At 63.2% G+C, this 22,462-nt stretch carries 18 protein-coding genes, 1 tRNA gene and 1 pseudogene; 6 read left to right on the forward strand and 14 right to left on the reverse strand.

Annotation, left to right across the window (positions count from 1 at the left end):
• The 4 genes from C1720_RS07875 to C1720_RS07885 all read right to left on the reverse strand — a co-directional run bounded on the left by C1720_RS07875 (position 1) and on the right by C1720_RS07885 (position 9,413).
• Positions 1-1,458: an RHS repeat domain-containing protein gene (locus C1720_RS07875; RefSeq protein WP_102283822.1), complete on the reverse strand. Its 1,458-nt coding sequence runs from the start codon at positions 1,456-1,458 to the stop codon at positions 1-3.
• Positions 1,459-1,489: 31 nt separating this feature from the next.
• Positions 1,490-2,155: a hypothetical protein gene (locus tag C1720_RS12980; RefSeq protein WP_146006923.1), complete on the reverse strand. Its 666-nt coding sequence runs from the start codon at positions 2,153-2,155 to the stop codon at positions 1,490-1,492.
• A gap of 4 nt (positions 2,156-2,159) precedes the next feature.
• Positions 2,160-7,781: an RHS repeat-associated core domain-containing protein gene (locus C1720_RS07880; protein ID WP_439650750.1), complete on the reverse strand. Its 5,622-nt coding sequence runs from the start codon at positions 7,779-7,781 to the stop codon at positions 2,160-2,162.
• Positions 7,782-7,916: 135 nt separating this feature from the next.
• Positions 7,917-9,413, reverse strand: a complete 1,497-nt coding sequence (locus tag C1720_RS07885; RefSeq protein ID WP_102283824.1) for a helicase HerA-like C-terminal domain-containing protein — start codon at positions 9,411-9,413, stop codon at positions 7,917-7,919.
• 113 nt (positions 9,414-9,526) lie between these two features.
• Here C1720_RS07885 and C1720_RS07890 point away from each other — a divergent pair, with 113 nt between their 5' ends.
• The 4 genes from C1720_RS07890 to purD all read left to right on the forward strand — a co-directional run bounded on the left by C1720_RS07890 (position 9,527) and on the right by purD (position 12,499).
• Positions 9,527-10,252, forward strand: coding sequence for a YebC/PmpR family DNA-binding transcriptional regulator (locus tag C1720_RS07890; RefSeq protein WP_050714861.1), 726 nt, complete (start codon positions 9,527-9,529; stop codon positions 10,250-10,252).
• Positions 10,253-10,356: 104 nt separating this feature from the next.
• On the forward strand, positions 10,357-10,914 hold the full coding sequence (locus tag C1720_RS07895) for a hypothetical protein (protein WP_102283825.1): 558 nt from the start codon (positions 10,357-10,359) through the stop codon (positions 10,912-10,914).
• Positions 10,911-11,198 (forward strand): hypothetical protein, encoded by a 288-nt coding sequence (locus C1720_RS07900; RefSeq protein ID WP_102283826.1) that lies wholly within the window; start codon positions 10,911-10,913, stop codon positions 11,196-11,198. Before C1720_RS07895 ends, C1720_RS07900 begins: the two co-directional genes overlap by 4 nt.
• Positions 11,195-12,499, forward strand: coding sequence for a phosphoribosylamine--glycine ligase (purD, locus tag C1720_RS07905; protein ID WP_050714858.1), 1,305 nt, complete (start codon positions 11,195-11,197; stop codon positions 12,497-12,499). Before C1720_RS07900 ends, purD begins: the two co-directional genes overlap by 4 nt.
• Before the next feature lie 271 nt (positions 12,500-12,770).
• Here the strand turns inward: purD and C1720_RS07910 are convergent, their stop codons facing one another.
• The 5 genes from C1720_RS07910 to efp all read right to left on the reverse strand — a co-directional run bounded on the left by C1720_RS07910 (position 12,771) and on the right by efp (position 16,930).
• Positions 12,771-13,760, reverse strand: coding sequence for a L,D-transpeptidase family protein (locus C1720_RS07910; RefSeq protein ID WP_102283827.1), 990 nt, complete (start codon positions 13,758-13,760; stop codon positions 12,771-12,773).
• Positions 13,761-13,762: 2 nt separating this feature from the next.
• The gene (glmU, locus tag C1720_RS07915; protein WP_102283828.1) at positions 13,763-15,196 is read right to left on the reverse strand and encodes a bifunctional UDP-N-acetylglucosamine diphosphorylase/glucosamine-1-phosphate N-acetyltransferase GlmU; all 1,434 of its coding nucleotides are present in this window, start codon (positions 15,194-15,196) and stop codon (positions 13,763-13,765) included.
• Positions 15,197-15,267: 71 nt separating this feature from the next.
• Positions 15,268-15,344: transfer RNA gene (locus tag C1720_RS07920), tRNA-Pro, on the reverse strand.
• A gap of 44 nt (positions 15,345-15,388) precedes the next feature.
• A complete protein-coding gene (locus tag C1720_RS07925) occupies positions 15,389-16,243 on the reverse strand; it encodes an LOG family protein (RefSeq protein ID WP_050716383.1) in 855 nt (284 codons plus the stop codon).
• A gap of 132 nt (positions 16,244-16,375) precedes the next feature.
• Entirely contained in the window at positions 16,376-16,930 is a 555-nt protein-coding gene (efp, locus tag C1720_RS07930; protein WP_050714855.1) for an elongation factor P, read from the reverse strand.
• Between the two features lie 220 nt (positions 16,931-17,150).
• Between efp and C1720_RS07935 the strand changes: the two genes are divergently transcribed.
• Positions 17,151-18,167, forward strand: a complete 1,017-nt coding sequence (locus tag C1720_RS07935) for a cell division protein ZipA C-terminal FtsZ-binding domain-containing protein (protein WP_102283829.1) — start codon at positions 17,151-17,153, stop codon at positions 18,165-18,167.
• Between the two features lie 309 nt (positions 18,168-18,476).
• On the opposite strand, the gene C1720_RS07940 is transcribed toward C1720_RS07935, so the two are convergent.
• From C1720_RS07940 to lysM, 5 genes and pseudogenes are all read right to left on the reverse strand, one after another.
• Entirely contained in the window at positions 18,477-18,758 is a 282-nt protein-coding gene (locus C1720_RS07940) for a BTH_I0359 family protein (RefSeq protein WP_050714849.1), read from the reverse strand.
• Positions 18,759-18,892: 134 nt separating this feature from the next.
• Complete coding sequence (locus C1720_RS07945; RefSeq protein ID WP_146006924.1) at positions 18,893-20,110, reverse strand: hypothetical protein; 1,218 nt, start codon at positions 20,108-20,110, stop codon at positions 18,893-18,895.
• Between the two features lie 376 nt (positions 20,111-20,486).
• Positions 20,487-20,759, reverse strand: a complete 273-nt coding sequence (locus tag C1720_RS13995; RefSeq protein WP_439650771.1) for a transposase — start codon at positions 20,757-20,759, stop codon at positions 20,487-20,489.
• Positions 20,681-20,968 (reverse strand): annotated as a pseudogene (locus C1720_RS07955) (transposase); the annotation flags it as partial. The gene C1720_RS13995 and the pseudogene C1720_RS07955, both read right to left, overlap by 79 nt.
• A gap of 119 nt (positions 20,969-21,087) precedes the next feature.
• Complete coding sequence (lysM, locus tag C1720_RS07960; RefSeq protein WP_050714846.1) at positions 21,088-21,573, reverse strand: peptidoglycan-binding protein LysM; 486 nt, start codon at positions 21,571-21,573, stop codon at positions 21,088-21,090.
• 67 nt (positions 21,574-21,640) lie between these two features.
• Here lysM and C1720_RS07965 point away from each other — a divergent pair, with 67 nt between their 5' ends.
• Positions 21,641-22,447 (forward strand): type III pantothenate kinase, encoded by an 807-nt coding sequence (locus C1720_RS07965; RefSeq protein WP_102283833.1) that lies wholly within the window; start codon positions 21,641-21,643, stop codon positions 22,445-22,447.
• The last annotated feature ends 15 nt before the right edge of the window (positions 22,448-22,462 follow it).

Here is a 22,462-nt window from a genome sequence, read left to right on the forward strand (position 1 = left end):
TCAATCCAATATATGAATAATATTAAACATCATATCATCCGCATTGCCATTACTTGCTTCGATGGCCCATCTTTGCATAATCCTCATCTGATCTGGAGTTGGTTTGTGAAAGAAAATAACAGACATCTTGATTCCAAGATTTTGTTGTGCTATTCGTATGAATTCTTGGAATTGATTTTTTCTTAAGGCATTAAAAGATGTTTTGATCTCGATTAACTTGCCCCCTTTTACGTAAGCATCCGGGATGAAACAACCCTTTTTTATTTTGGGAAGTCCCTTGCCGCCAGAAAAGCACTGAGTATTCTTGCGGAGACCAAACATCTCTACCATGATTTTCTCAAAGTCAGATCCTCCTTTAAATTTATGTAGCCAAAATTTAGACTTCAGATATTTATTCACGCTCAACAAAGATTTGGCTAGATTCTTTGGGCTGGTGATAACTGGGATACCTGTAGCCATTTCAAAGGCGATTTCTCCCATTGTTTTCATTACAATGCTAACTCCACCTCTAAATGACAGACCACGCATGGCTGATACTTGGAAACCTGAAGCTGAAACAGAAATCAGCCCGAAATCCCCGCCCGGATCAATATGATTGACCGGATCGGCATTGCCATACAGATACTTGTTCAGCGTCAGCGGAATGCTCTGGCTGCCCGGGTGCTCGTCCATCGAGATGAAGCGCCCCGTTTTCGGGTCGTAGTCCCTGGCTCTGAGGTGGTATAGCCCCGTGGCGCTGTCGTAGCTCTCGCCCGTGTAGCGGTGCCGCGTGGGGCTGGCTGGATCCGGGTTCAGCTCGTTGCCGAATGCATCAAAGTCCAGCGTTTCGATGATTTGGCCGCTCTCGTCAGTGATCAGCCGCGCGCTGCCTTGGCCGTCTTCGTAGACGTGCAGCGTTTTGCCTTGTCTTTGTTCGCTGATGAGTTGTCCTACGCCATCGGGGGTGTGCGTGTAGCGCGTTTCTTGCCACGGGCCGCCATTGATGCGGGTTCTCTCCAGCACGATTTCGCTGTAGGGGCGGGCGGTGTCCAGGATCCATTGCGTTTCCTGTTTTTGACCGCCTGCCTCCCGGGTGCGGCTGATGCGCCGGCCTAGTGCGTCGTAGCCGTAGCGGATGCTGGTGCTGCCGTCGCTGGCTTTGAGCAGCCGGTTGTCGCTGCTCCATTCGTAGCGGATGGTTTGCGCAGGGGTGCTCTTTTCGATCAGATTGCCTCGGCCGTCCCAGCGGTAGGTGGTTTTGGGGCCTGTGGCCGTTTGTTCTTCTGTGAGCTGGTCCAGGCTGTTGTAGGCGTAGCGGGTTTTTTGGCCGTCGCAGTCTTTTTCTGTCCGGTTGCCTGTGCTGTCGTAGCTGTAGCGGCAAGCTGTATACGCGCCTAAATCATCATTTGCGTCGCATATAGCGCAAATAAACAATAAAACACAGGCAAGCCACTGCACATCATTAATCAGTTCGTTCAAACAAATTAATCACTCATGCCTGATGATTATCTTATAAGTTTGTCCTAATCAAAGACGAGAGTCCTTTGTTCAATATGTCATCCGAATATGGTGGATATCCATCAACCTCCTCACACTCATACACATACAAATAACGCATCATGGCAGCAAAACTTAAGGTTCTCGCATTAAATCCTGGGCAATCCAATATACACTCAAATTCTCCATCAATCGTCTCAACACAAGAATTTAAATATAAATAATCATTAGGAAAATTGATTCCAATTACAATCAATCCATCTATAAAATCCAGCTTGGAGGCAGAATTATCCAAATCCATCCCATACGAGAAATATTCCTGATCGGTAGAATTTATTCCGTTTTCCTTGAGGAAGGAATAATACTCAAAATCTATGCTGGACAGATAGTTAATTCTATCAACCGGGAACAATGATCCCGTTCGATTTATGATGATATCATCTCCATACTTAATATCAGGCATAGATGATTTTAGAAAATCCACATATGAGGCAGGAAACTTTTTCAGTCCCAGTCGTTTGCAATTTTCGTTTATGACTTTTTCATCAATACCACGATCAAATCTCAATCCGCTCAGCAGTGAAGCCTTTTCTTTTTTCATCGCGATATTCGCCCAACCGGAAAGAAACGCCTTCCAATCAGAGCGTCCAGAATCATAACCTGACAGCATATTAATCATAGTCTCACCGTTTGCAAATATACCCAGAAGCGGGCATTCCAGACATTGGAACCACTATATATTTCTCATTTACTGATACTTTGCACTTTGTATGCAGCCATCTTGCCAATGCACCTACAGCTCTATTTTGTGAAGCAGAAACACTCCGTAAAGATGGAATATTTTGTTCGCCACCTTCAACATGAATAGCCATAGGATATTCATCACAGTCTGTTCCAGTCATTCCCGAACAGCTTCTATTAGGGCCAATGTGATGTCTCAACCAACTTCTGTCATGCGATTTGTACCGCCGCGTAACAACTTTTGGTTTAAAGAGATTCGCTTGCGCATCAGAAATATGATCCTGTATTTGATCATTGTCATTACCAATTATCAACATAGGAAGAACTGGGTCGCAGTTACTCCGTCCTTTTACTCTAGAGTCTTCCATGCAACGCCTAATGTTTTCCTTAACTGCTGTATCAACAGCAAATATCACTGACATATTAGAAGCAACCGTGACGGATGTCGCAAGGGCCAACATAACTTTTGTTTTAACAGTGACCGCTGTCCCTACAGATACACCAGCAGATTGCACGCGCAAATTTGTTTGAAAATTTATCCCAATACTGACATCAGCCAAAGTGGTGAAATTCCCGCTCGGATCCACATGATTGACCGGATCTGCATTGCCATACAGATACTTGTTGAGCGTGAGCGGAATGCTCTGGCTGCCCGGGTGTGCGTCCATCGAGATGAAGCGCCCCGTTTTCGGGTCGTAGTCCCTGGCTCTGAGGTGGTATAGCCCCGTGGCGCTGTCGTAGCTCTCGCCCGTGTAGCGGTGTCTGCTCTCTTTCGCAGCGCCTGCTTCTTCATTGCCAAACGCATCAAAGTCCAGCGTTTCGATGATCTGTCCGCTCTCGTCAGTGATCAGCCGCGCGCTGCCTTGGCCGTCTTCGTAGACGTGCAGCGTTTTGCCTTGTCTTTGTTCGCTGATGAGTTGTCCTACGCCATCGGGGGTGTGCGTGTAGCGCGTTTCTTGCCATGTGCCGCCGTTTTGGCGGCTTCGTTCCAGCACGATTTCGCTGTAGGGGCGGGCGGTGTCCAGGATCCATTGCGTTTCCTGTTTTTGACCGCCGGTTTCCTGGGTGCGGCTGATGCGCCGGCCTAGTGCGTCGTAGCCATAGCGGATGCTGGCGCTGCCGTCGCTGGCTTTGAGCAGCCGGTTGTCGCTGCTCCATTCGTAGCGGATGGTGGCCGATGGGGTGCTCTTTTCGAGCAGATTGCCTCGGCCGTCCCAGCGGTAGGTGGTTTTGGGGCCTGTGGCCGTTTGTTCTTCTGTGAGCTGGTCCAGGCTGTTGTAGACGTAGCGGGTCTTTTGTCCGTCGCAGTCTTTTTCTGTCCGGTTGCCTGTGCTGTCGTGGCTGTAGCGGCATGTGCGGGTGATGCCTGCTGCGCTGATGCTTTCCCGGGTGAGCTTGCCGTCGGCGTCGTATTCCCAGCTTTTGTTTGTGCTTTGGCCGCCGGTTTCTTCCGTGGCGCGGGTCAGCCGGCCTTTGGCGTCGCGCTGGTAGCTGTATTGGGCCAGGGCGCTGCCGTCGGCTTTTTGGTGGCGGATTTGGGCCAGGCGCCCGGCAGCGTCGTAGCTGTAGTGGCTGCTGGCGCCGTTGGCGCGTTTGATTTGGATGAGGCGCCCGGCGGCGTCGTGGCTGAATTGGGCGCTGCCTTGGGCATTTTGGATGCTGTTCAGGCTTTGCAAGCGGCCGCCTGCGTCCCAGCGGGTTTGGAGGGTGTGTTCGCCTTGGCCGGCAAAGCTTGCGATGAGTTGCGTGCGCTGGCTGGCTGCGTCCCAGGCGGCGGCGCTTTGGCCGTGCGGGCCGGTTTCGCTGGTTTGGCGGCCCAGCGCGTCCAGTGTTTGCTGGATTAATCCGCGCTGGCTGTCGCTCCAGCTGGCTGCTCTGCCGTGGGGGTCGTAGCCGATTTGCAGTGTGCCGTCCGGGCGTGTCTGGCCTGTGGCGCGTCCTTGGCTGTAGCTGTAGCTGATTTGCGTGCCATCCAATTGCTGTTGGACGGTGAGGTTGCCGTCGGCATCATGGATCAGCTTCTCCTGGCTGCCGTCTGGCAGGCGGCGGCTGGTTCGGCGTCCGCCCAGGTCGTAGCCGTATTGGGTGGTTCTGCCCAGGGCGTCGGTTTGGCTCAGCAGCTGGCCGGCTTCGTTCCATTCGTAGCGGGTGGCTGCGCCGCTGGGTTGTGTGGTTTGGATCAGGCGTGCGGCGCTGTCGTAGGCGTAGCGTTGGCTGTGGCCGGTTTCGTCGGTGTCGGCGGTTTTTTGGCCCGCTGCGTCCCAGGCGCTGCTGCTGACGGCGCCGCCTGGCCAGCGGGTGCGCACTTTTCTGCCGGCGCTGTCGTAGTCGTAGGCGGTTTGTTTGCCGTCGGCTGCCGTGATGCTGGCGATTTGGCCCGCTTCACTGTAGGCCGTGCGCTGGCTGTGGCCCAGGGGGTCGGTGGTTTTGACGATGCGGCCCGCTGCGTCGTATTCGTAGCGGGTTTTGCGGCCCAGCGCGTCCTGGCTTTCGGTGAGCTGGCCTGCGGCGTCGTATTGGTTGCGGCTGATGCCGCCTGCGGCGTCCACGGTTTCGATGGCGCGGCCCAGTGCGTCGTAGCGGGTTTGCGTGCATAGGCCGCTGTTTGCGCCGCTGGCCGCTTCGCAGTGTTTGGTTTGGCGGCCTTCGCTGTCCCAGGCCCAGGTGTCGATGAGGCCGTCAGGGTGTTCGGTTCTGACGGTGCGGCCCAGCGCGTCGTGGCGGTGGACGGTGGCCAGGCCCAGCGGGCTGGTTTGTTTGATGAGATCGCCTGCGGCGTTGTAGTCGCTGCGGGTGATGTGGCCCAGGGGGTCGGTTTGGGCGGTGATGCGCCCTTGCGCGTCATGGGCGGTGCGGCTTTGCGCTTCTTGCGCCGCTTGGCCCGCTTGCAGCCGGATGGCGGTGCTTTGCGCGCTGATGCGCCCTTGCGCGTCTCGCGTGTAGGTGGTTTGGGCGCCGTCCGGGGCGGTCTGGCTGGCAAGCTGGAGGGCGCCGCCTGTCAGCGCGTAGCCGTAGCGGGTGACGCGCCCCAGGGGGTCGGAGAGGCTGAGCAGGCTGCCTTTTGGGGTGTAGTTCAGGTGGCTGACGCCGCCGCCAGGCTGGGTGAGGCTGGCCAGCTCGCCTGCGCCGCTGTAGCTGTAGAGGGTGTTCAGGCCGCCGGGCTGGCGCTGTTCGGTGACGTTGCCGCTGGCGTCGTAGACGGTGCTGCTTTGCCGCCCCAGGGGATCGGTTTCACGGGTGACGTTGCCGTAGGCGTCGTATTCGCGCCGCGTGGTGCGGCCCAGCGGGTCGGTGACGGCGGTTTCGTTGTCGTTGGCGTCGTATTGGTAGCGGGTGATGCCGCCTAGCGCGTCGGTGATTTGCGTGACGTTGCCGCGTTCGTCGTAGTCGTAGACGGTGGTGTGGCCCAGCCGGTCTTTGACGCTTTGGCGCCGCTGGCTGTCTTGGTGGCTGATGCTGACGCTTTGGCCCAGGGCGTCGGTTTGTTTGATGACGCGCCCCTGGCTGTCGTATTCGGCTTTGAGTTGCAGGCGGCCCGCCGGGTCGCTGTAGCGGGTCAGCGCGTGCGGCTGGCTTGCGTCTTCGTAGCCGTAGGCCGCTTGTGTGCCGTCTGGCTCGATGGCGGCGGCAAGGTTGCCCGCCGCGTCGTAGCTGTAGCGCCGCTGCACGCCGCCAGGGCCTGTGATGCGGGTGATGCGCCTTTGCGCGTCGCGTTCAAAGCGCAGGCTCCAGCCGCCCGAGTGGCGGATGCCGTCAGCGGCAAATTGCACGGTGTTGCCTTGCCGGTCCTTGATTTGCTGGATGCCGCCTGCCAGGCCACGGCTGCCGTCCAGAATGAATTCCACGCCTTCGCGCGTGGTGTATTTCCACTGGGTGGGGTTGTAGGTTTCTCCTGAGCCGTAGTCGGTGAGCTGGCCGCCGACGATGCGCAGGTCCAGCCAGCTGCCCAGCGCTTCAAGGCTGGCGCCCGAGTGGCCCCGGCCGCGCGGGCGCCAGGTGATGTGGGCGCTGGGGTTGCTGGCCCACTGGATGGGGGTGACGCATTCAGGCTCCGCACGGGCTTCAAATTGCTCCAGCCGGCCGCCTGGCAGGCGCACGGCCACCACGCGGCTGCCTGCGGGGCGGATGCAGATCTTGCGGCCAAAGCCCGCGCCGCTTTGTTCGGCGCTCCAGCTGCGGCCGACGATGCCGTTGGTCTGGATGGCTACGTCCTGGTATTGCACGCTCCAGCCGTAGCCAAAGTCCAGCGCTTCGTGGCGTCTGAGGCTGTCGTAGGTGCGCACCACTTGCAGCGGCAGGCCTTCGATGTCAAAGCTCAGGTCTTCAAAGGCCAGGCGCAAGGGGGCGGCCTTTTGCTGGCCGCTGATGGCAACGCTGATGCGGGCGCTGGCTTCTTTGCCCGCCGTGTCGCGCACGATCAGGGCAATGTCGTACAGGCCGTTGGCCAGCGCTTGCGGATGGAGCCGCCCCAGCTCGCCGCCTGCGGCTACGGGGGCATTGCCCCGCTTGAGGCGGCTCCACTGGTTTTGCCCGGCTGCGCTGATGAGCAGCTCGTATTCGGCAAAGTGGCTGTCCGTGGCCTGGCCCAGGATGGCCGCCGGCTCCGTGACGTCCGCCACCACGATGTCCGCAGAGTCGCCCGGGCTGCTGATGCGCGCNGTCGGGGTCGGGGTCGGGGTCGGGGTCGGCGTATTTGTTTGCAGCTTGGCGCGCAAGTCAAAGCTCAGGCTCTGGCCGCTGGCCGCGTCGGTTTGCAGCAGACTGGCATCAGCCACAGCCGCCGGAGTCAGCGTGGCGGTAACGCTCAGGCGCTGGCCGGGCTGCCATTCGGGCACAGGCAGCGATAGCGCCAAGGCGGCATCGTCAGGGGCGCTGGCGCTCAAAGCGCTTTGGTTGCCCAGCTGCCCCGTGGCGGCGCGCGCGAGCAAATCGCCCGTGTGGTAGCCCGGCTCGGCCGCCTCCCAGCGATCGGCGCGGATTTGTCCGGCTGGCGTGCCCGGGCCTGTTGGCTGCCGGGCGGTTTCGTTGAAGAAGGTGTTTTGTGCCGCTTCAATGTCGGCATCGGCCAGCGCCGTCAGGCGCAGGCCGCGTATGGGCTGGCCGCTGGTATTGACCAGCTCCCAGGTCCAGGCCGTGCCGCCTTGCGGCGCGCTCTGGCGCTGCCAGGTGGCGGCAATACCCAGAGCGTTCAGGTTCAGCGCCGTCTGCGCCGCGCCTTCGGCCGTGTGTGCCGCCTGCTGGCCGCCCAGGCTGGCAAACAGGGTCAGCCGCTCCACGCTCACGGGCGCCGTCTGCGCTTGTGCCGCCACGCCCGCCGCCAGCAGCGCCAGCGCCGCCAGCCCGCCACGGGCGGCGCCCGCTTCTTGACGCAGCTTGCTTTGCGGCACGCACTGGCGCAAATGTGCAGTTTCACCTTGTTTCATCATCAACCCTGAGCAGAAATATTTGTAGACAGTCGTAGCAACCAATTTACCCTGCCTGCAATGCCCCGCCAACACACGGGGATATAGGCCCCTCAGAAAGACAGGCGGCGTGCCTTTGGTTGAATAAAGCCCGCTCCGCATCAAAAAGCGGAGCAAATTTAAGGTCTTAGAAACGACTCTTGCGCAGCATCCACTAGGACCTATTGCTATCGTTTGAGGAGCGAAATACAAGCAAGACGCAAGTGCCTGCCAGGCATACCGCCCGGCTCCGGCCCCTCACTTGCGGCCCATCATGCTGCCCAGCACGCCGCGCAGGATTTGGCGGCCCAAGTTGTTGCCGACGGTGCGGGTGGTGGATTTGATGAGGGTTTGCACCAGACCGTCGTGTTTGCCGCCGCGCGGGCCGGTGGTGCCAAAGAGCAGGTCGCGCGCCATGCCCATCAGGCCGCCGCCGGCCTGGCCGTCTGCTGCGCCGCCTGCCGCTGCTGCCGTCTGGCCTGCGCGGGCCTTGAGCACTTCGTAGGCGGATTCGCGGTCTACGGCTTTTTCGTAGTGGCCGGCGACCAGGGAGTTTTGCAGCAGCGCCTGGCGTTCGGCTTCGGTGGCGGGGCCGATGCGGCTGGCGGGCGGGATGACGAAGGCGCGCTGGGTGATGCCGGGGCGGCCTTTTTCATCGAGCAGGCTGATGAGCGCTTCGCCTACGGCCAGGCTGGTGATGGCGCTTTCCACGTCAAGCGCGGGGTTGGCGCGCATGGTTTGCGCGGTGGCCTTGACGGCTTTCTGGTCGCGCGGGGTGAAGGCGCGCAGGGCGTGTTGCACGCGGTTGCCCAGCTGGGCGAGCACGGTGTCGGGCACGTCCATCGGGTTTTGGGTGACGAAGTACACGCCCACGCCTTTGCTGCGCACCAGGCGCACGACGAGTTCTATGCGCTCCAGCAGGGCTTTGGGCGCGTCGGCAAAGAGCAGGTGGGCTTCGTCGAAGAAAAAGACCATCTTCGGCTTTTCGGGGTCGCCTATTTCGGGCAGGCGCTCGAACAGCTCGGAGAGCAGCCACAGCAAGAAGGTGGCGTACAGGCGCGGGGCCTGCATGAGTTTGTCGGCGATGAGGATATTGACGACGCCCTGGCCGCCTTCTGCGGTTTGCATCATGTCGTCGATGTCGAGCATGGGTTCGCCGAAGAAGCCGTCGCCGCCCTGGCTTTCGATCTGGAGCAGCGCGCGCTGGATGGCGCCGATGCTGGCGCTGCTGATGTTGCCGTAGGCGGTGGTGAATTGCTTGGCGTTGTCGCCCACGTGCTGGAGCATGGCGCGCAGGTCTTTGGCGTCGAGCAGGAGCAGGCCGCTGTCGTCGGCAATCTTGAAGACGATGTTGAGCACGCCCGCTTGCGTGTCGTTCAGGCCCAGCATGCGGCCCAGCAGCAGCGGCCCCATGTCTGAAATGGTGGCGCGCACGGGGTGGCCTTGCGCGCCGAACACGTCCCAGAGCGTGACGGGGCAGGCGCGCCCCTCCGGCACGGGCAGGCCGCGCTCTTCCAGGGTGGCGGCCAGCTTGCCTTCGATATGGCCGCTTTGGCTGATGCCGGTGAGATCGCCCTTCACATCGGCCAGGAACACGGGCACGCCCATGTGGCTGAACGATTCGGCCAGTTTTTGCAGCGTGACGGTTTTGCCCGTGCCGGTGGCGCCGGTGATCAGGCCGTGGCGGTTGGCCATGCCGGGCAGCAGAAAACACGATTCGCCGCCGTGCCGGGCAAGCAGGATGGGGTCGGCCATGAAAAGGGTTCCTTCCGAGGGGTGAAAGAGGGAAAAAGGCCCGTGAAAAGTGGGCGAAACGTAGAATCAGCGCGGATTTTCATGGATTCTTTTGACTGCGAAGGACTTGGTTTATGGCTGGCCACAGCAAATGGGCAAATATTCAGCACCGCAAGGGGCGGCAGGACGAAAAACGCCAGCGCGTGTGGACGCGCGTGGTGCGCGAAATCATGGTGGCCGCGCGCACGGGCGGGGGCGATCCGAATGCCAATCCGCGCCTGCGCCTGGCCATTGACAAAGCCAAGGCGGCCAACATGCCCGCCGACACCATCAAGCGCAACATTGACAAGGCCACGGGCAACCTGGAAGGCGTGAGCTACGAGGAAATCCGCTACGAGGGCTACGGCATCGGCGGCGCGGCCATCATCGTGGACGCCATGACCGACAACCGCGTGCGCACCGTGGCCGATGTGCGCCATGTCTTTTCCAAGTACGGCGGCAACATGGGTTCCGAAGGTTCGGTGGCCTTTCAGTTCAAGCACTGCGGCCAGCTCATCTTCGCGCCCGGCACGAGCGAGGAAAAGGTGATGGAGGCCGCGCTGGAAGCAGGCGCTGAAGACGTGATCACCGGTGAAGACGGCGCCATTGAAGTCATCACCGCCCCCGGCGACTTTGAAGCCGTGAAAAACGCGCTGGAAGCCGCCGGTCTCAAGCCCGAAATCGCCGAAGTGACCATGCGCGCCGAAAACACCATCGAGCTGGGCGGCGAAGAGGCCGCCAAGATGCAAAAGCTGCTGGACATGCTGGAAGACCTGGACGACGTGCAAGACGTGTTTCACAACGCCGAGCTGGACTTTTGAACACACTCTTTGGTGCTTTTTTGCTCCTGATTCAATAGCTTGAGGTCCCCGCCAATCCAGCGGCCAACGCCTTTTCACACCCCCTGAATTTGCTCCTTTTTTCAATGCCATACCGCCCGCCCGCCCCTCACGCCAGCGCCCGCACACAAGCCGCCCGCACTCTGGCTGCGCCGTTGCTGGCCGCGCTGTGGCTGGCCGCAGGCAGCGCCCAGGCCGCCAGCGGCGCGGGCGCGGCAGGCAAGGCGCTGGATGCGCTGCTGGCCCAGGGCAACCTGGCGTTTGACAACCTCGCCGCCGCCTGCCAGACGGCTGCGCCCGGCATGGCCTCCACCTGGCAGGCGCAAGCGCCCGCCGTGCGGCAAAAGCTCATGCAGGCCGCGCACATGGCCTTTGTGAACGTGCCTGAACTCCAGCGCCCCTTGAGCCGCTCGCCGCATGACGAAACGCGCCAGACGCTCCAGCGCGCCGCCAGCCAGATGAAGCAGGCCGCTCCGCTGGCGCTCGTCACGGGCCAGCCGTTTTGCCAGTCCATGCTCAATCAGGTGCAGCAGGCCGACGTGGCGGCGCTGGCGCGCCACATGCGGCAAAACTACGAGCGCATCCGCCAGCAGGTGCGCGCCCAGTTGCTGCCCCACAAGCGAAGAAAGGCTGCTTCCTCATGACTCCCGCCCGCTCCGCTGCCACTGCCGCCGCCAGCGCCGCAAGCCTCGCGGCGCTGGCCGTCCTGCTGCTGACTGCCTGCGGCGGCGACGTATCGTGGTGCGGCAGCAGCGGGCGCGATGGCGGGCACGTTGCCATTGGCTACAACACCGACCCGCCCCACTGCCCGCAGCCCAGGCGCGAAGAAGTCAAAGAAGCCAGCCTGGCTGCGCTGACGGCGGGCCTGCGCATCTCCGCCGCCCCCCTTTCTCCCACACCCGAACCCACCTCCGAATCCGCTCCATGAAAGTTCTCGTTATTGGCTCCGGCGGCCGCGAACACGCGCTGGCCTGGCGGCTGGCCCGCTCGCCCAAAGTGCAACAGGTCTATGTGGCCCCCGGCAACGGCGGCACCGCCAGCGCGCCGGAGCTGAAAAACGTGCCCATCACCAATCTGGCCGAACTGCGCGAATGGGCGCAGGCCGAAAAAATCGGCCTCACGGTCGTTGGCCCCGAGCAGCCCCTGGCCGCCGGCGTGGTCGATGACTTCCGCGCCCACGGCCTGCGCATCTTCGGCCCCACCAAAGCGGCCGCGCAGCTGGAAAGCTCCAAGGCTTTCAGCAAAGACTTCATGCAGCGCCACGGCATTCCCACCGCCGCCTACGAGACTTTCACGGATGCCGCCGCCGCCCGCGCCTACGTTGAAAAAACGGGCGCGCCCATCGTCGTCAAGGCCGACGGCCTGGCTGCGGGCAAAGGCGTGGTCGTGGCCGCCACCAAGGAAGAAGCCTTTGCCGCCATTGACGACATGCTCGGCGGCAACACCCTCGGCGTGGCGCACAACGCGGGCGCTGACGGCCAGGCCGTGCCCCGCGTGGTCATCGAAGAATGCCTGCAAGGCGAAGAAGCCAGCTTCATCGTTTTGTGCGACGGCAAAAACGTCATTCCCCTTGCCACCAGCCAGGACCACAAGCGCCTGAAAGACGGCGACCAAGGCCCCAACACCGGCGGCATGGGCGCGTATTCGCCCGCCCCCGTCGTCACGCCCGACGTGCACGCCCGCGCCATGCGCGACATCATCCTGCCCACCGTGCGCGGCATGGACAAGGACGGCATCTCCTACACCGGCTTTCTGTATGCCGGCCTGATGATCGACGCGCAAGGCCGCCCCAAAACGCTGGAATTCAACTGCCGCATGGGCGACCCCGAAACCCAGCCCATCATGCTGCGCCTCAAATCCGACCTGCTTGAAGTGCTGCTGGCCGCCACCTCCGGCAAGCTGGGCGAAGTGCAGCTCGAATGGGACCGCCGCCCGGCCCTGGGCGTGGTGATGGCCGCCGCCGGCTACCCGCTTGCGCCCAAGAAGGGCGACCTCATCACCGGCCTGCCCAAGCCGCAGGACGACGCCGTCGTCTTCCACGCCGGCACCACGCTGGACGAGAGCGGCCAGCTCAAAACCTCCGGCGGCCGCGTGCTCTGCGCCACCGCCCTGGCCGACTCCCTCAAGCAAGCCCAGGCCCGCGCCTACGACCTGGCCCGCGCCATCCACTTCGACGGCGCGCAATACCGCCGCGACATCGGCTACCGCGCCCTCAAGTCCGGCAGCTGACCCGTGCCAGCCGCGCGTTGCCAGTCTTTGAATCTGAAGCGGCGCGGCCTCGCAACAAAGTCATGAGGGCCTTGAAAAAGGCCGTTTTTCTGGCGAGGCCAGAAGCCCGTGCGGGCCTGCCAGAAAGCAACAAAAACAGGAGCGAATTCAGGGCGTCAAAAATGCCGCTTCGCGCAATATCCACTAGGACATCATGCTATGAATGAAGGAGCGGAAATGGTGCGCTGCGCCCGGCTCTCCGTGCATTCCCGGCCGCTCCTTGCGCAGGCATTCAAAGCTTCCAGGCGGCCAGGTGCAGATCGCCCACGGCGGGCAAGTCGCTGAGAACGAGGGTGCTGCCGGGCGTGATGCGCGCGCGCAGGCGCTGGCTGAAGGCGGCGTCAGACGGCAGCACGGTCTGCCACAGGGTGGCGTCAGCCGCATTGCCGCTCTGGCCGGGCGCTTGCCAGTGGCCTGGGGGCTGCCATCTCAAGGGCGCTGCGGCCAGCGGCAGAGCTTGCTGGCGCGCGCCGGGCGGCAGGGGCGCGGCGGCGGCCACCTGGCCCGCCTCCAGCACGAACAGGCGCTGCTGGGGCAGGCTGACGAGCAGCGCCAGGGGCGGAGCGGCCAGGCTGGCAGGCGCGCCTGTTAAAAGGCTGGCGGAAACCGGCGCCGCGCTGGCGGCGGTTTCTCTCCACCACGCCGTGGCGGCGAGCATTTCAGGCTGTAGCAGGGGGCGGCCCAGCGGGTCGATGGGGGCCAGGGTGGTGAAGGCGTCGGCAGGCTGGTTGAGCACGGCCACGGTGTCGCCCAGCGAGAGCGCGCCGAAAAGCTGCGGCGCGAAGCTGGCGGGCAGGCGGATGCAGCCGTGCGAGGCGGGAAAGCCCGGCAGCGCGCCGGAGTGAAAGGCGATGCCGCTCCAGGTCAGCCGCACCATCCACGGCATGGGGGCGTTGCCGTAGGTGCTGGAGCGGTGAAAGCGCCGCTTTTCCAGCACCTGAAAGCGCCCGGTGGGCGTGCCATAGCCGCGCTTGCCCGTGCTCACGCTGGTGTAGCCAATGGCGATGCCGTTGCGGTAAATCTGCGCATGCTGCGTGTACAGATTGACAACGGCGACCACGGGGCCGGCGGGCGAGAGTTCCGGCAGCCAGAAAGACCGGCCCGGCGCGATGGGGTAGGCGCTGCGGCGTTTGCGCTGGCTGCGGGCTTGCGCGCGCGCCAACGGAGCGGCGGCCAGCGCGAACGCGGCGGCTTGCAACCAGCGGCGGCGGGGCAGCGGCATGGTCAGCCTTTGGACGGCTTGGCGGGGCGCTGCCAGCCGGGCAGGCTGCTTTGGCGGCCGCGCGCAATGGCCAGCGCGCCGGGGGCGGTGTCTTGGGTGATGACCGAGCCGGCCGCCACGGTGCCGCCCGCGCCCAGGGTGACGGGGGCCACGAGCACGCAGTTGCTGCCCACGTGCACGTCTGCCCCGATGGTGGTGCGGTGCTTGCGGGCGCCGTCGTAATTGGCGGTGATGCTGCCTGCGCCGTAGTTCACGCGCTCGCCCACGGTGGCGTCGCCCAGATAGGCCAGGTGGTTGGCCTTGGCGCCTGGGGCGAGGGTGGAATTCTTGACTTCGACGAAGTTGCCAATGTGCACGTCAGCGCCCAGCTGCGCGCCGGGGCGCAGGCGGGCGTAGGGGCCGATGAGCGCGCCAGCGCCCACGCGCACGCCTTGCGGCGCGCCGCCGTCAATGTGGGTGAAGGGGTGAATGCGCGCGCCCGCTTCGATGCAGGCATTGGCGATGACGCAGTGCGCGCCGATGCGCACGCCGTCGCCCAGGCTGACATGGCCTTCAAACAGGCAGCCGATGTCGATTTCCACGTCTTGCCCGCATTCGAGCGTGCCGCGCACGTCCAGGCGGGCGGGGTCGGCCAGGCGCACGCCTTGCGCCATCAGGGCATCGGCCATGCGGCGCTGGGCTTCGCGCTCCAGCGCGGCCAGCTGGGCGGGGCTGTTGACGCCCGCCACCTGGGCGGCATCTGCCGTTTTGAGGGCCGTAACGGCTTCGCCCGCCGCCACGGCGTGGCGCACCACGTCGGTCAGATAGAACTCCTGCTGGGCGTTGTCGCTGGACAGCAGCGGCAGCAGGCGGCGCAGCAGGGCCGTGGGCGCGGCCATGATGCCGCTGTAGCACTCGCGCACGGCCAGCTGGGCGGGCGTGGCGTCTTTTTGCTCCACGATGGCCTGCACGCTTTCGCCGCTGCGGATGACGCGGCCATAGCCCGTGGGGTCTTCAAAGTCAATGGTGAGCAGCGCCAGCCGCCGGCCGCCGCACGCCTGGGCCAGCGCGCCCAGCGTGGCGGGCTGAATCAGCGGCACATCGCCCGAGAGAATGAGGGTGATGCCGCCGTCATCCAGCAAGGGCAGGGCCTGCTGCGCGGCATGCCCCGTGCCCAGCTGCGGCTGCTGCAAGGCGGTGAGGCACTGCATGGCGCCCGCCCGCTGGTTTGCCTGCGCGCTGGCCTGCGCGTGCCATTCGGCGCAAAAGGCTTGCACTTCTTGCGCGCCATGCCCCGTGACCACCACGCAGCGGCGCGCGCCCAGCTGCGCGGCTGCATCCAGCACATGCCCCAGCATGGGCCGCCCGGCCAGGCGCTGGAGCACTTTGGGCAGGCGGCTTTTCATGCGCGTGCCCTTGCCCGCAGCCAAAACGATGATGTCAAGCGGTGTCGTCATTTGCAAAATGTATCAAAAGGGGCGAAAAAAAGCCGCCAAGCGCATGGCTTTGGCGGCTTTGGGTGTGGGGATGGTCGGCGTGGCGGGATTCGAACTCGCGACCCCTTGCACCCCATGCAAGTGCGCTACCAGGCTGCGCTACACGCCGAACAAGCCGCAAAGTATAGCCTGAAATAGCCGGTTGAAACCGGCCTAGAGGTTGTAGAAACGCCTGATCTGGTTCCAGGCTTCCTGGGGATCGTCCACGGTGCAAAACAGCTCCAGGTCTTCGGGCGAGATGGCGCCTTCTTCGGCCAGAACGTCCAGGTGCAGCAGGCGGCTCCAGTAGTCGCTGCCAAACAGAATGATGGGCACGGGCTGGGCCTTGCGCGTTTGCACGAGGGTGAGCACTTCAAACAGCTCGTCCAGCGTGCCAAAGCCGCCCGGAAAGGCCACCATCGCCTTGGCGCGCATCATGAAATGCATCTTGCGCAAGGCGAAGTAGTGGAACTTGAAGGCCAGATGCGGCGAAACATAGGGGTTGGTCGATTGCTCGTGCGGCAGCGTGATGTTCAGCCCCACCGAAGGCGCGCCCATGTCGTGTGCGCCACGGTTGGCTGCTTCCATCACGCCGGGGCCGCCGCCCGTGCAGATGTAAAAGCGCTCGCCGGGCGGCTGCGTCAGGCCGTAGCGCGCGACGAGACGGCCAAACTCGCGCGACTGCTCGTAGTAGCGCGAAGTGCGCACGGCGCGCTCGGCCAGCGTGATGGCCTGGGCATCGCCCTTTTCGCGCGCGGCTTGCAGGCGGCGGGCGGCTTCGTCCGGCGGCAGAAAACGCGCACTGCCAAACACGACGATGGTGTGATGCACGTGCGCCTGCTGCATGCCCAAATCGGGTTTGAGCATTTCAAGCTGAAAGCGGATGCCGCGCGCTTCGCGGCGCGAGAGAAATTCGGGGTCGTCAAAAGCCAGGCGGTAGGCCTCGGCCTTGAGCAGATCGTCTTCCGGCAAGGAAGCAATGGCGTTTGAGTGGCGCAAGGCGTCTCTGAGGTCTGGTGTGGATTGCATGGGCGGCGATGGTAAGGGCGCGTCTGCGCGCTGATCGGGCAGCAAAGCGGCCATGCCACCTGCAAGAAAAAAGCCCCTTGCTTTCAGCGGCAAGGGGCTTGGCAAGCGGCGCAAAAGCAGCGCGCAGGCGGCTTACACGCGCTTGCGGTATTCGCCCGTGCGGGTGTCGATTTCAATCTTGTCGCCCTGGTTCACGAACAGCGGCACGGCCACTTCAAAACCGGTTGCAATCTTGGCGGGCTTGAGCACCTTGCCGGAGGTGTCGCCCTTGACGCCAGGCTCCGTCCAGGTGATTTCGCGCACCACGGTGGTGGGCAGCTCCACGGCAATGGCCTTGCCGTCGTAGAACTCCACTTCGCAGGACATGCCGTCTTCCAGGTAGTTCAGCGCGTCGCCCATGTTTTCGGCTTCCACTTCGTACTGGTTGAACTCGCCATCCATGAAAACGTACATGGGATCGGCGAAGTAGGAATAGGTGCATTCCTTGTGGTCGAGAATGACCTGCTCCATCTTGTCGTCAGCCTTGAACACGACTTCGGCGCCCATGTTGCCCAGCAGGGCCTTGAGCTTCATGCGCACCGTGGCCGCGCCACGGCCGCCCCGGGCGTATTCGGTCTTGAGGACGATCATCGGATCTTTGCCGTGCATGATGACGTTGCCGGCGCGGATTTCCTGGGCGATTTTCATAGTGAGGCTTTCCAGAGAACGGGCAGGCTTGAGCAATGATCCGCCTGCAAACGAACAAAGCCCGCCTGCTAGGCGCGGGCGGGCGGGAAGAAGAAAACGCGCGATTCTAGCCTTGCCATCCCGTCTTGCCAAACCGCCTCTTCTGCCGCGCTGCATGACGAATGTGCGGCGGCAGGCCCGCCCCTAGAATCCGGAAACATCCTCAAGCATTTGAAACCTCATGGACTCTTTGCAAGCTGGGCTGGCCCTTGCGGGCGGCGCGATATTGCTGGGCATCATCGCCTACAACGCCTGGGTGGTGCGCCGCAATACGCCCCGGCAGGCCGAGCGGCTGGAGCCTGAGGGGCCGCCAGAAAGCGGCGAAGCCGCCGACCCCGCGCTGGATGCCGCCAGCCTGCCCGCCGCGCCCCCCGTGCAAGGGCGGCTGGACGAGCGCATCGACAGCATCATTCCAATCGCGCTGGACGCGCCCGTGAGCGGCGAAGAACTCATGGCCCGCCTGCCCGCCACGCACCGCATTGGCAGCAAGCCCTTTGCGATCGAAGCGCACCACCGTATGACCGGCAAGTGGGAGCCGCCCCAGCACGGCTGGCTTTATGACGCCTGCCGCGCCGGCGTGCAGCTGGCCAACCGCGCTGGCGCGCTCACGCAGGTGGAATTTTCCGAATTCGTCATCAAGACGCAGGCTTTCGCCGACGCCATCGGCGGCGCGGCCGACAGCCCCGACATGCTGCAAGAAGTGGCCCGCGCCAAGGAACTGGACAAATTCGCTTCCGAACACGACATGCAGCTCGTGCTGGACCTGCGCGCGCGCGCCACGCCGTGGAGCCTGGGCTTCGTGAACCAGCAGGCCGCCAAACTGGGCTTCGTGGCCGGGGCCGTGGCAGGCCGCATGGTGCTGCCTTCGCCCAAGGCGGGCATGCCGCACCTGGTGGAGCTGAGCTACGACCCGCAAATAGCCCTGTCCGACAACAAAGACAACATCCCCCTGCACCAGATCGCCCTGAGCCTGGATGTGCCCCAGGTCGCGCCGGAAGAAAACGCCTTTGACAGCCTGCTGCAAGCCGCCTCGGCGCTGGCGCAAGCCATGGACGGCATCATCACCGACCCCGCAGGCCATGCGCTCTCGGAGCAGGCCATGTCGGAAATCCGCGCGGGCCTGCGCACCTTCTACAAAGCCCTGGTCAAACACAAGCTGCCCGCAGGCTCGCCCGTGGCGCGGCGGCTGTTCAGCTGAGAGCGCGCCCGCAGCCCGCCCGCCAGCGCGAAAAAAGCGAACGGGCATGCGCGTGGCCAGACAGGCGCGGCCAAGCCGGGGCAAGACGCAAAGCAGGGCGCTATTTCGCTCCTCTATCCATAGCATGATGTCCTAGTAGAAACTGCGCGAAACGCTATTTCGACTGCCTTGAATCTGCTCCTGTTTTTGGTGCCGTCCGGCCAGCGCGATTCATTCCGGGCGCCTGTTTCGCCAACCCGCCGCAAGCGCCGCGCGCCCACAAAAAAACGCCTCGGCGAGGCGTTTTTTTGTGGCGGGCGGGCGCCCGGCTCAATGCACGATCACCGGGTTTTGCGCCAGCTCGGCGTAACCCTCCAGCGCATCTTCCACCTCTTCCTGCGTGGGCGTTCTCTCCTGCCAGGCTTCAATGCGCTGCTGGAACATCTCGGCCCACAGCCCGTCCAGATATAGCTCCTTGCCCGAGCGCTTGTCCACAATCTCGAAGCCGTGGCGGGCCAGCCGGGGGGCATCCTCGGGCAGGCTGCCGTCGTGCGGCACGTCTGACAGCAGGTGCAGCACGGCAAAGGATTCAGAGTCATAAAGAGTGCGCATCGTGGTTCCTTGAAACGGTCCGAGTATGGGGCCTTGAACGCCTGTCTGCGGCCAGACAGTGCAGGCAAGGGCCTCTACATGCCCGCTGCACGGCTGTTTTTCAATGCCCCGCCCGCGCTTGAAGGCGCGGCCGCTCAACCGCCCGCCTTGCCGCTGGCCGCCTTGCGCTCGCTCAGCGGCAGCCAGCCGGCGGGCGCGGTTTCGGGCTGGCCCGCTTCGCGCAGGCGCTGGCGCATGACTTCGGCTTCAGGGCGCAGCAGCGTGGCGCGCAAGTCGTATTTGTCTGTGTAGTTGGGCAGCCAGCCTTCCATCAGCCAGCGGCGCTGGCGCAGCTCTTCCTTCCAGCGGGCCTGTTGCGGCTCGCCTTCGGTGAGCTGAACCAGCAGAGCAAGCGCCACCATCTGGCGCACCATGAGGTTGTCCGGCTCGGCAGCCACGTGGGCAGCAATGGTGCGGCACTGCTGCTGACGCAGGGGCGTGGTAGCGGCGGCAGGCGGCTTGCGGCAAGCCGAGCCGGTTTGACTGCACATTTGCCGCATCTCCGTCAGGCCGTTGTAGGGCACGGCGGCCCACAAGCCCACGGCGTAGATGTCTGAAATGCTCTCTTTTTCATTCAGGTCCGAAAGGCCCGGCAGGTTCAGGCCCGCCAGTTCAAGCTGTTTGGACGGCTCGGGCCAGGCCACGTTCTGAAACGCTTCGTGCAGCAGCGGCCCCAGGCGGCGTTCGTAAAAGAGCGCCCTCGGGGCTTCGGCGGCGCGTTGCAGAGCCTGCTCGCGCCCGGCGCTGCCTTCGGGGTGCAGCGCGGCCAGCGCCAGCCAGGGCGCGGCGTTGTCAGGTTCCTGCTGCGCCAGGCGCTCCAGCAGCGCTTGCGGGTCGCAATCGGCCTGAAGGCTGCGGAATTCACCGGGCTGCGCGACGGCGCCCGGCTTGTCAGCAGGCGCTTTTTTGCCAGCGCACAGGCCTTGCGACAGCCACAGCGCTACAGGCTCGGCTGGCTGGCCCTCGCGCACGGCCTGCTGGTAGAACTGGCGCTGCTTTTCTCTGTCGCTGGCGGACTGGCTCTGGTCCGGCGGGTCAGCGCCAATGGCGCGCATCACATACATCGCCATGAGCAGGCTGCGCGAATCGCCGCGCGCGGCCAGCGCCTTGGCGTGCTCGCGCAGGGCCTGGGCGGCCTCGCGCTTCCACTGCGCATAGACCTGCTCCAGCACGCTTTCATCAATGGCGGTGGATTCGGCCGGTTCAGCCGATAGGGCAGGCGCGGCGCAGACCCCTGCGGCCAGGCTCGCCAGCAGGCCGCCCAGCAGCCAGCGCGCGGCAGATTGAGAAAAAGCAAGGCGGAGAGCGGGCATGGCATTTCCTTTCTTGGGTTTGGCCCCGCATTGTGAGATGCGGTCACAGCGCAAGGCAAGCCGGATGCAGCCCGGCTGCCCCGGACGAAGCCCGAAAAGCGCCTGCGCGAAGGCCGCTTCCGCTTTTTGAAACCGCTGGACAAAGAAGCTTATTTGCTCCTTTATAAATAGCAATATGTCCTAGTGAAAACAGCGCAGAAAGGCATTTTTGATGCCTTTAATCTGCTCCTGTTTCTGATGATCTCTAGCAGACAAGTTCGCCCTGAGAGACTGTTCTCAAAACTATCCCAAAAGCCTGGCCACGCGCCGAATGCAAGCAATCTTGACGAATGCTTCGGCTGAAGCCACGCTGACCTCGTAGTCCTTGCTCATTCTTCTAGAGCATGTTCCAGCCAAACATGCTCAGCGCCCAATTGATCAGGCTGCCCGAGTAGCTGCCATCGACAAAGATGGTCTTCAGACTCTCAAAGTACAAGAACAGCCTGATCAGCAAAGCCCAGGCTCCTGCCCGGTCTTGAATGCCAGCCGAGTGCACCACCACGGCCAGCAGCAGCCCCATTGTGTCTGAGGCTATGTGGCGCTTGTGCCCTTTGACTCTTTTGCCTGCGTCATATCCGTGCTGCCCTCTTTTGAGACGGTCTTGAGCGATTGGGAGTCGATGATGGCCACGCTGGGCTTGGCGCGTACTTGCTGGCGCAGCAGCGCCAGCAGCGCATCCCATACGCCGCGCTGACGCCAGCGGGCAAAGGTGTTGTAGACCTGTTTGCAGGGCGGGTAGTCCTTGGGCAGTGCGTGCCACTGGCAACCCGTGGCTTGCACATGGAAGATGGCGTTGATCATGTCCCGGGCGCTGCGTACCCGGGGTCTGCCTGCGCGTTACCTGCCGGAAAGCGCTTTTGCACCTCACTGTTCGTCGGTCATGTCACTTGGATACATGACGATCGTTTGCCGTAAATTCTCTCTTTGAGGACAGGCGCTTAGAGCGGCGGAATGCGCAGTTTCTGGCCGGGGTAGATTTTGTCGGGATGGGTGAGCATGGGTTTGTTGGCCTCGAAGATCACCGGGTATTTGCTGGCGTCGCCGTAGTATTTCTTGGCAATGGCTGAGAGGGTGTCGCCCTTGACCACGTCATGAAATTGCGAGGGCTTTTCCTGCGGGAACTGCAAACCGTTTTCCACGCTGCTGACGCTGCCGACGTTGCCTGCCGCCAAGGCGGCCTTTTCTGCGGCGGCCTGGCTGGGAGCCTGGCCCGTGAGGGTGACTTTGCCGCTGGCGCCGTCAAAGCGGACGGCCAGGTCCGTCAGGCCCAGGCTTTGCTGCTCAATGTAGGTTTTGATGGCGGCGCTTGCCTTGGCATTGAGATCGTCCAGGGTGGCCGTGTTGTTCGCAGCCTTGGCTTCTTCGACTTCCTTGCTGCCGAACAGTTTTTCGCCAGCGTCCTTGATGAAGCTGAACAGTCCCATATCAGTGCTCCTTTGCTTGGGGTGAGAGAAGCGGGCATTGTGCCTTGCGCCGCTACCATCGCGGCCCATGAGTTTTTTGGCCATTGACGTAGGCAACACGCGTCTGAAGTGGACGCTGTATGAGCGCCCGGCCCCGGGCGCGCAGGCGCTGGCGCGCGGCGTGGAATTTCTGGAGCAGATCGACCGCCTGGCTGACACCGGCTGGGCGGGCCTGCCGGAGCCGCAGTCCATGCTGGGCTGCATCGTGGCCGGGCAGGCCATACGCCACCGCGTGCATGAGCAGATGGAAATCTGGAGCGTGGAGCCGCACTGGGTGGTGGCCAGCAGCGCCGAGGCGAGCCTGATCAATGGCTATGACTACCCTGCGCGGCTGGGGGCTGACCGCTGGGTGGCCATGATCGGCGCGCGCCACCATGTGCTGGCCCGGGAAGGCCGGGCGCGCCCCATTTTGCTGGTGATGGTGGGCACGGCCGTGACGGTGGAAGCCATTGACGCCGAAGGCCGCTTTCTGGGCGGCCTGATCCTGCCGGGCCACGGCATCATGCTGCGCGCGCTGGAATCGGGCACGGCCGGCCTGCACGTGCCCACGGGCGAAGTGTGCGAATTTCCTACCAACACCAGCGACGGGCTGACCAGCGGCGGCACCTACGCCATCGCAGGCGCTTGCGAGCGCATGGCGCAGCACCTGCGCGCGCGCTGCGGGGAAGAACCCGCGTGCGTCATGACGGGCGGCGCAGGCTGGAAGATGCTGCCCAGCATGGCGCGCCCCTACGAGTTGGTGGAAAGCCTGATCTTCGATGGCCTGCTGGTCATCGCCCAGGCGCGGGGCCTGGGCGCGGCGAACGGGGCTGCTGCCCGTTTGCTCCATTTTTGATAGCTGCCCGCGCTG

The organism is Ottowia massiliensis, assembly GCF_900240305.1.
GTDB lineage: Bacteria > Pseudomonadota > Gammaproteobacteria > Burkholderiales > Burkholderiaceae_C > Ottowia > Ottowia massiliensis.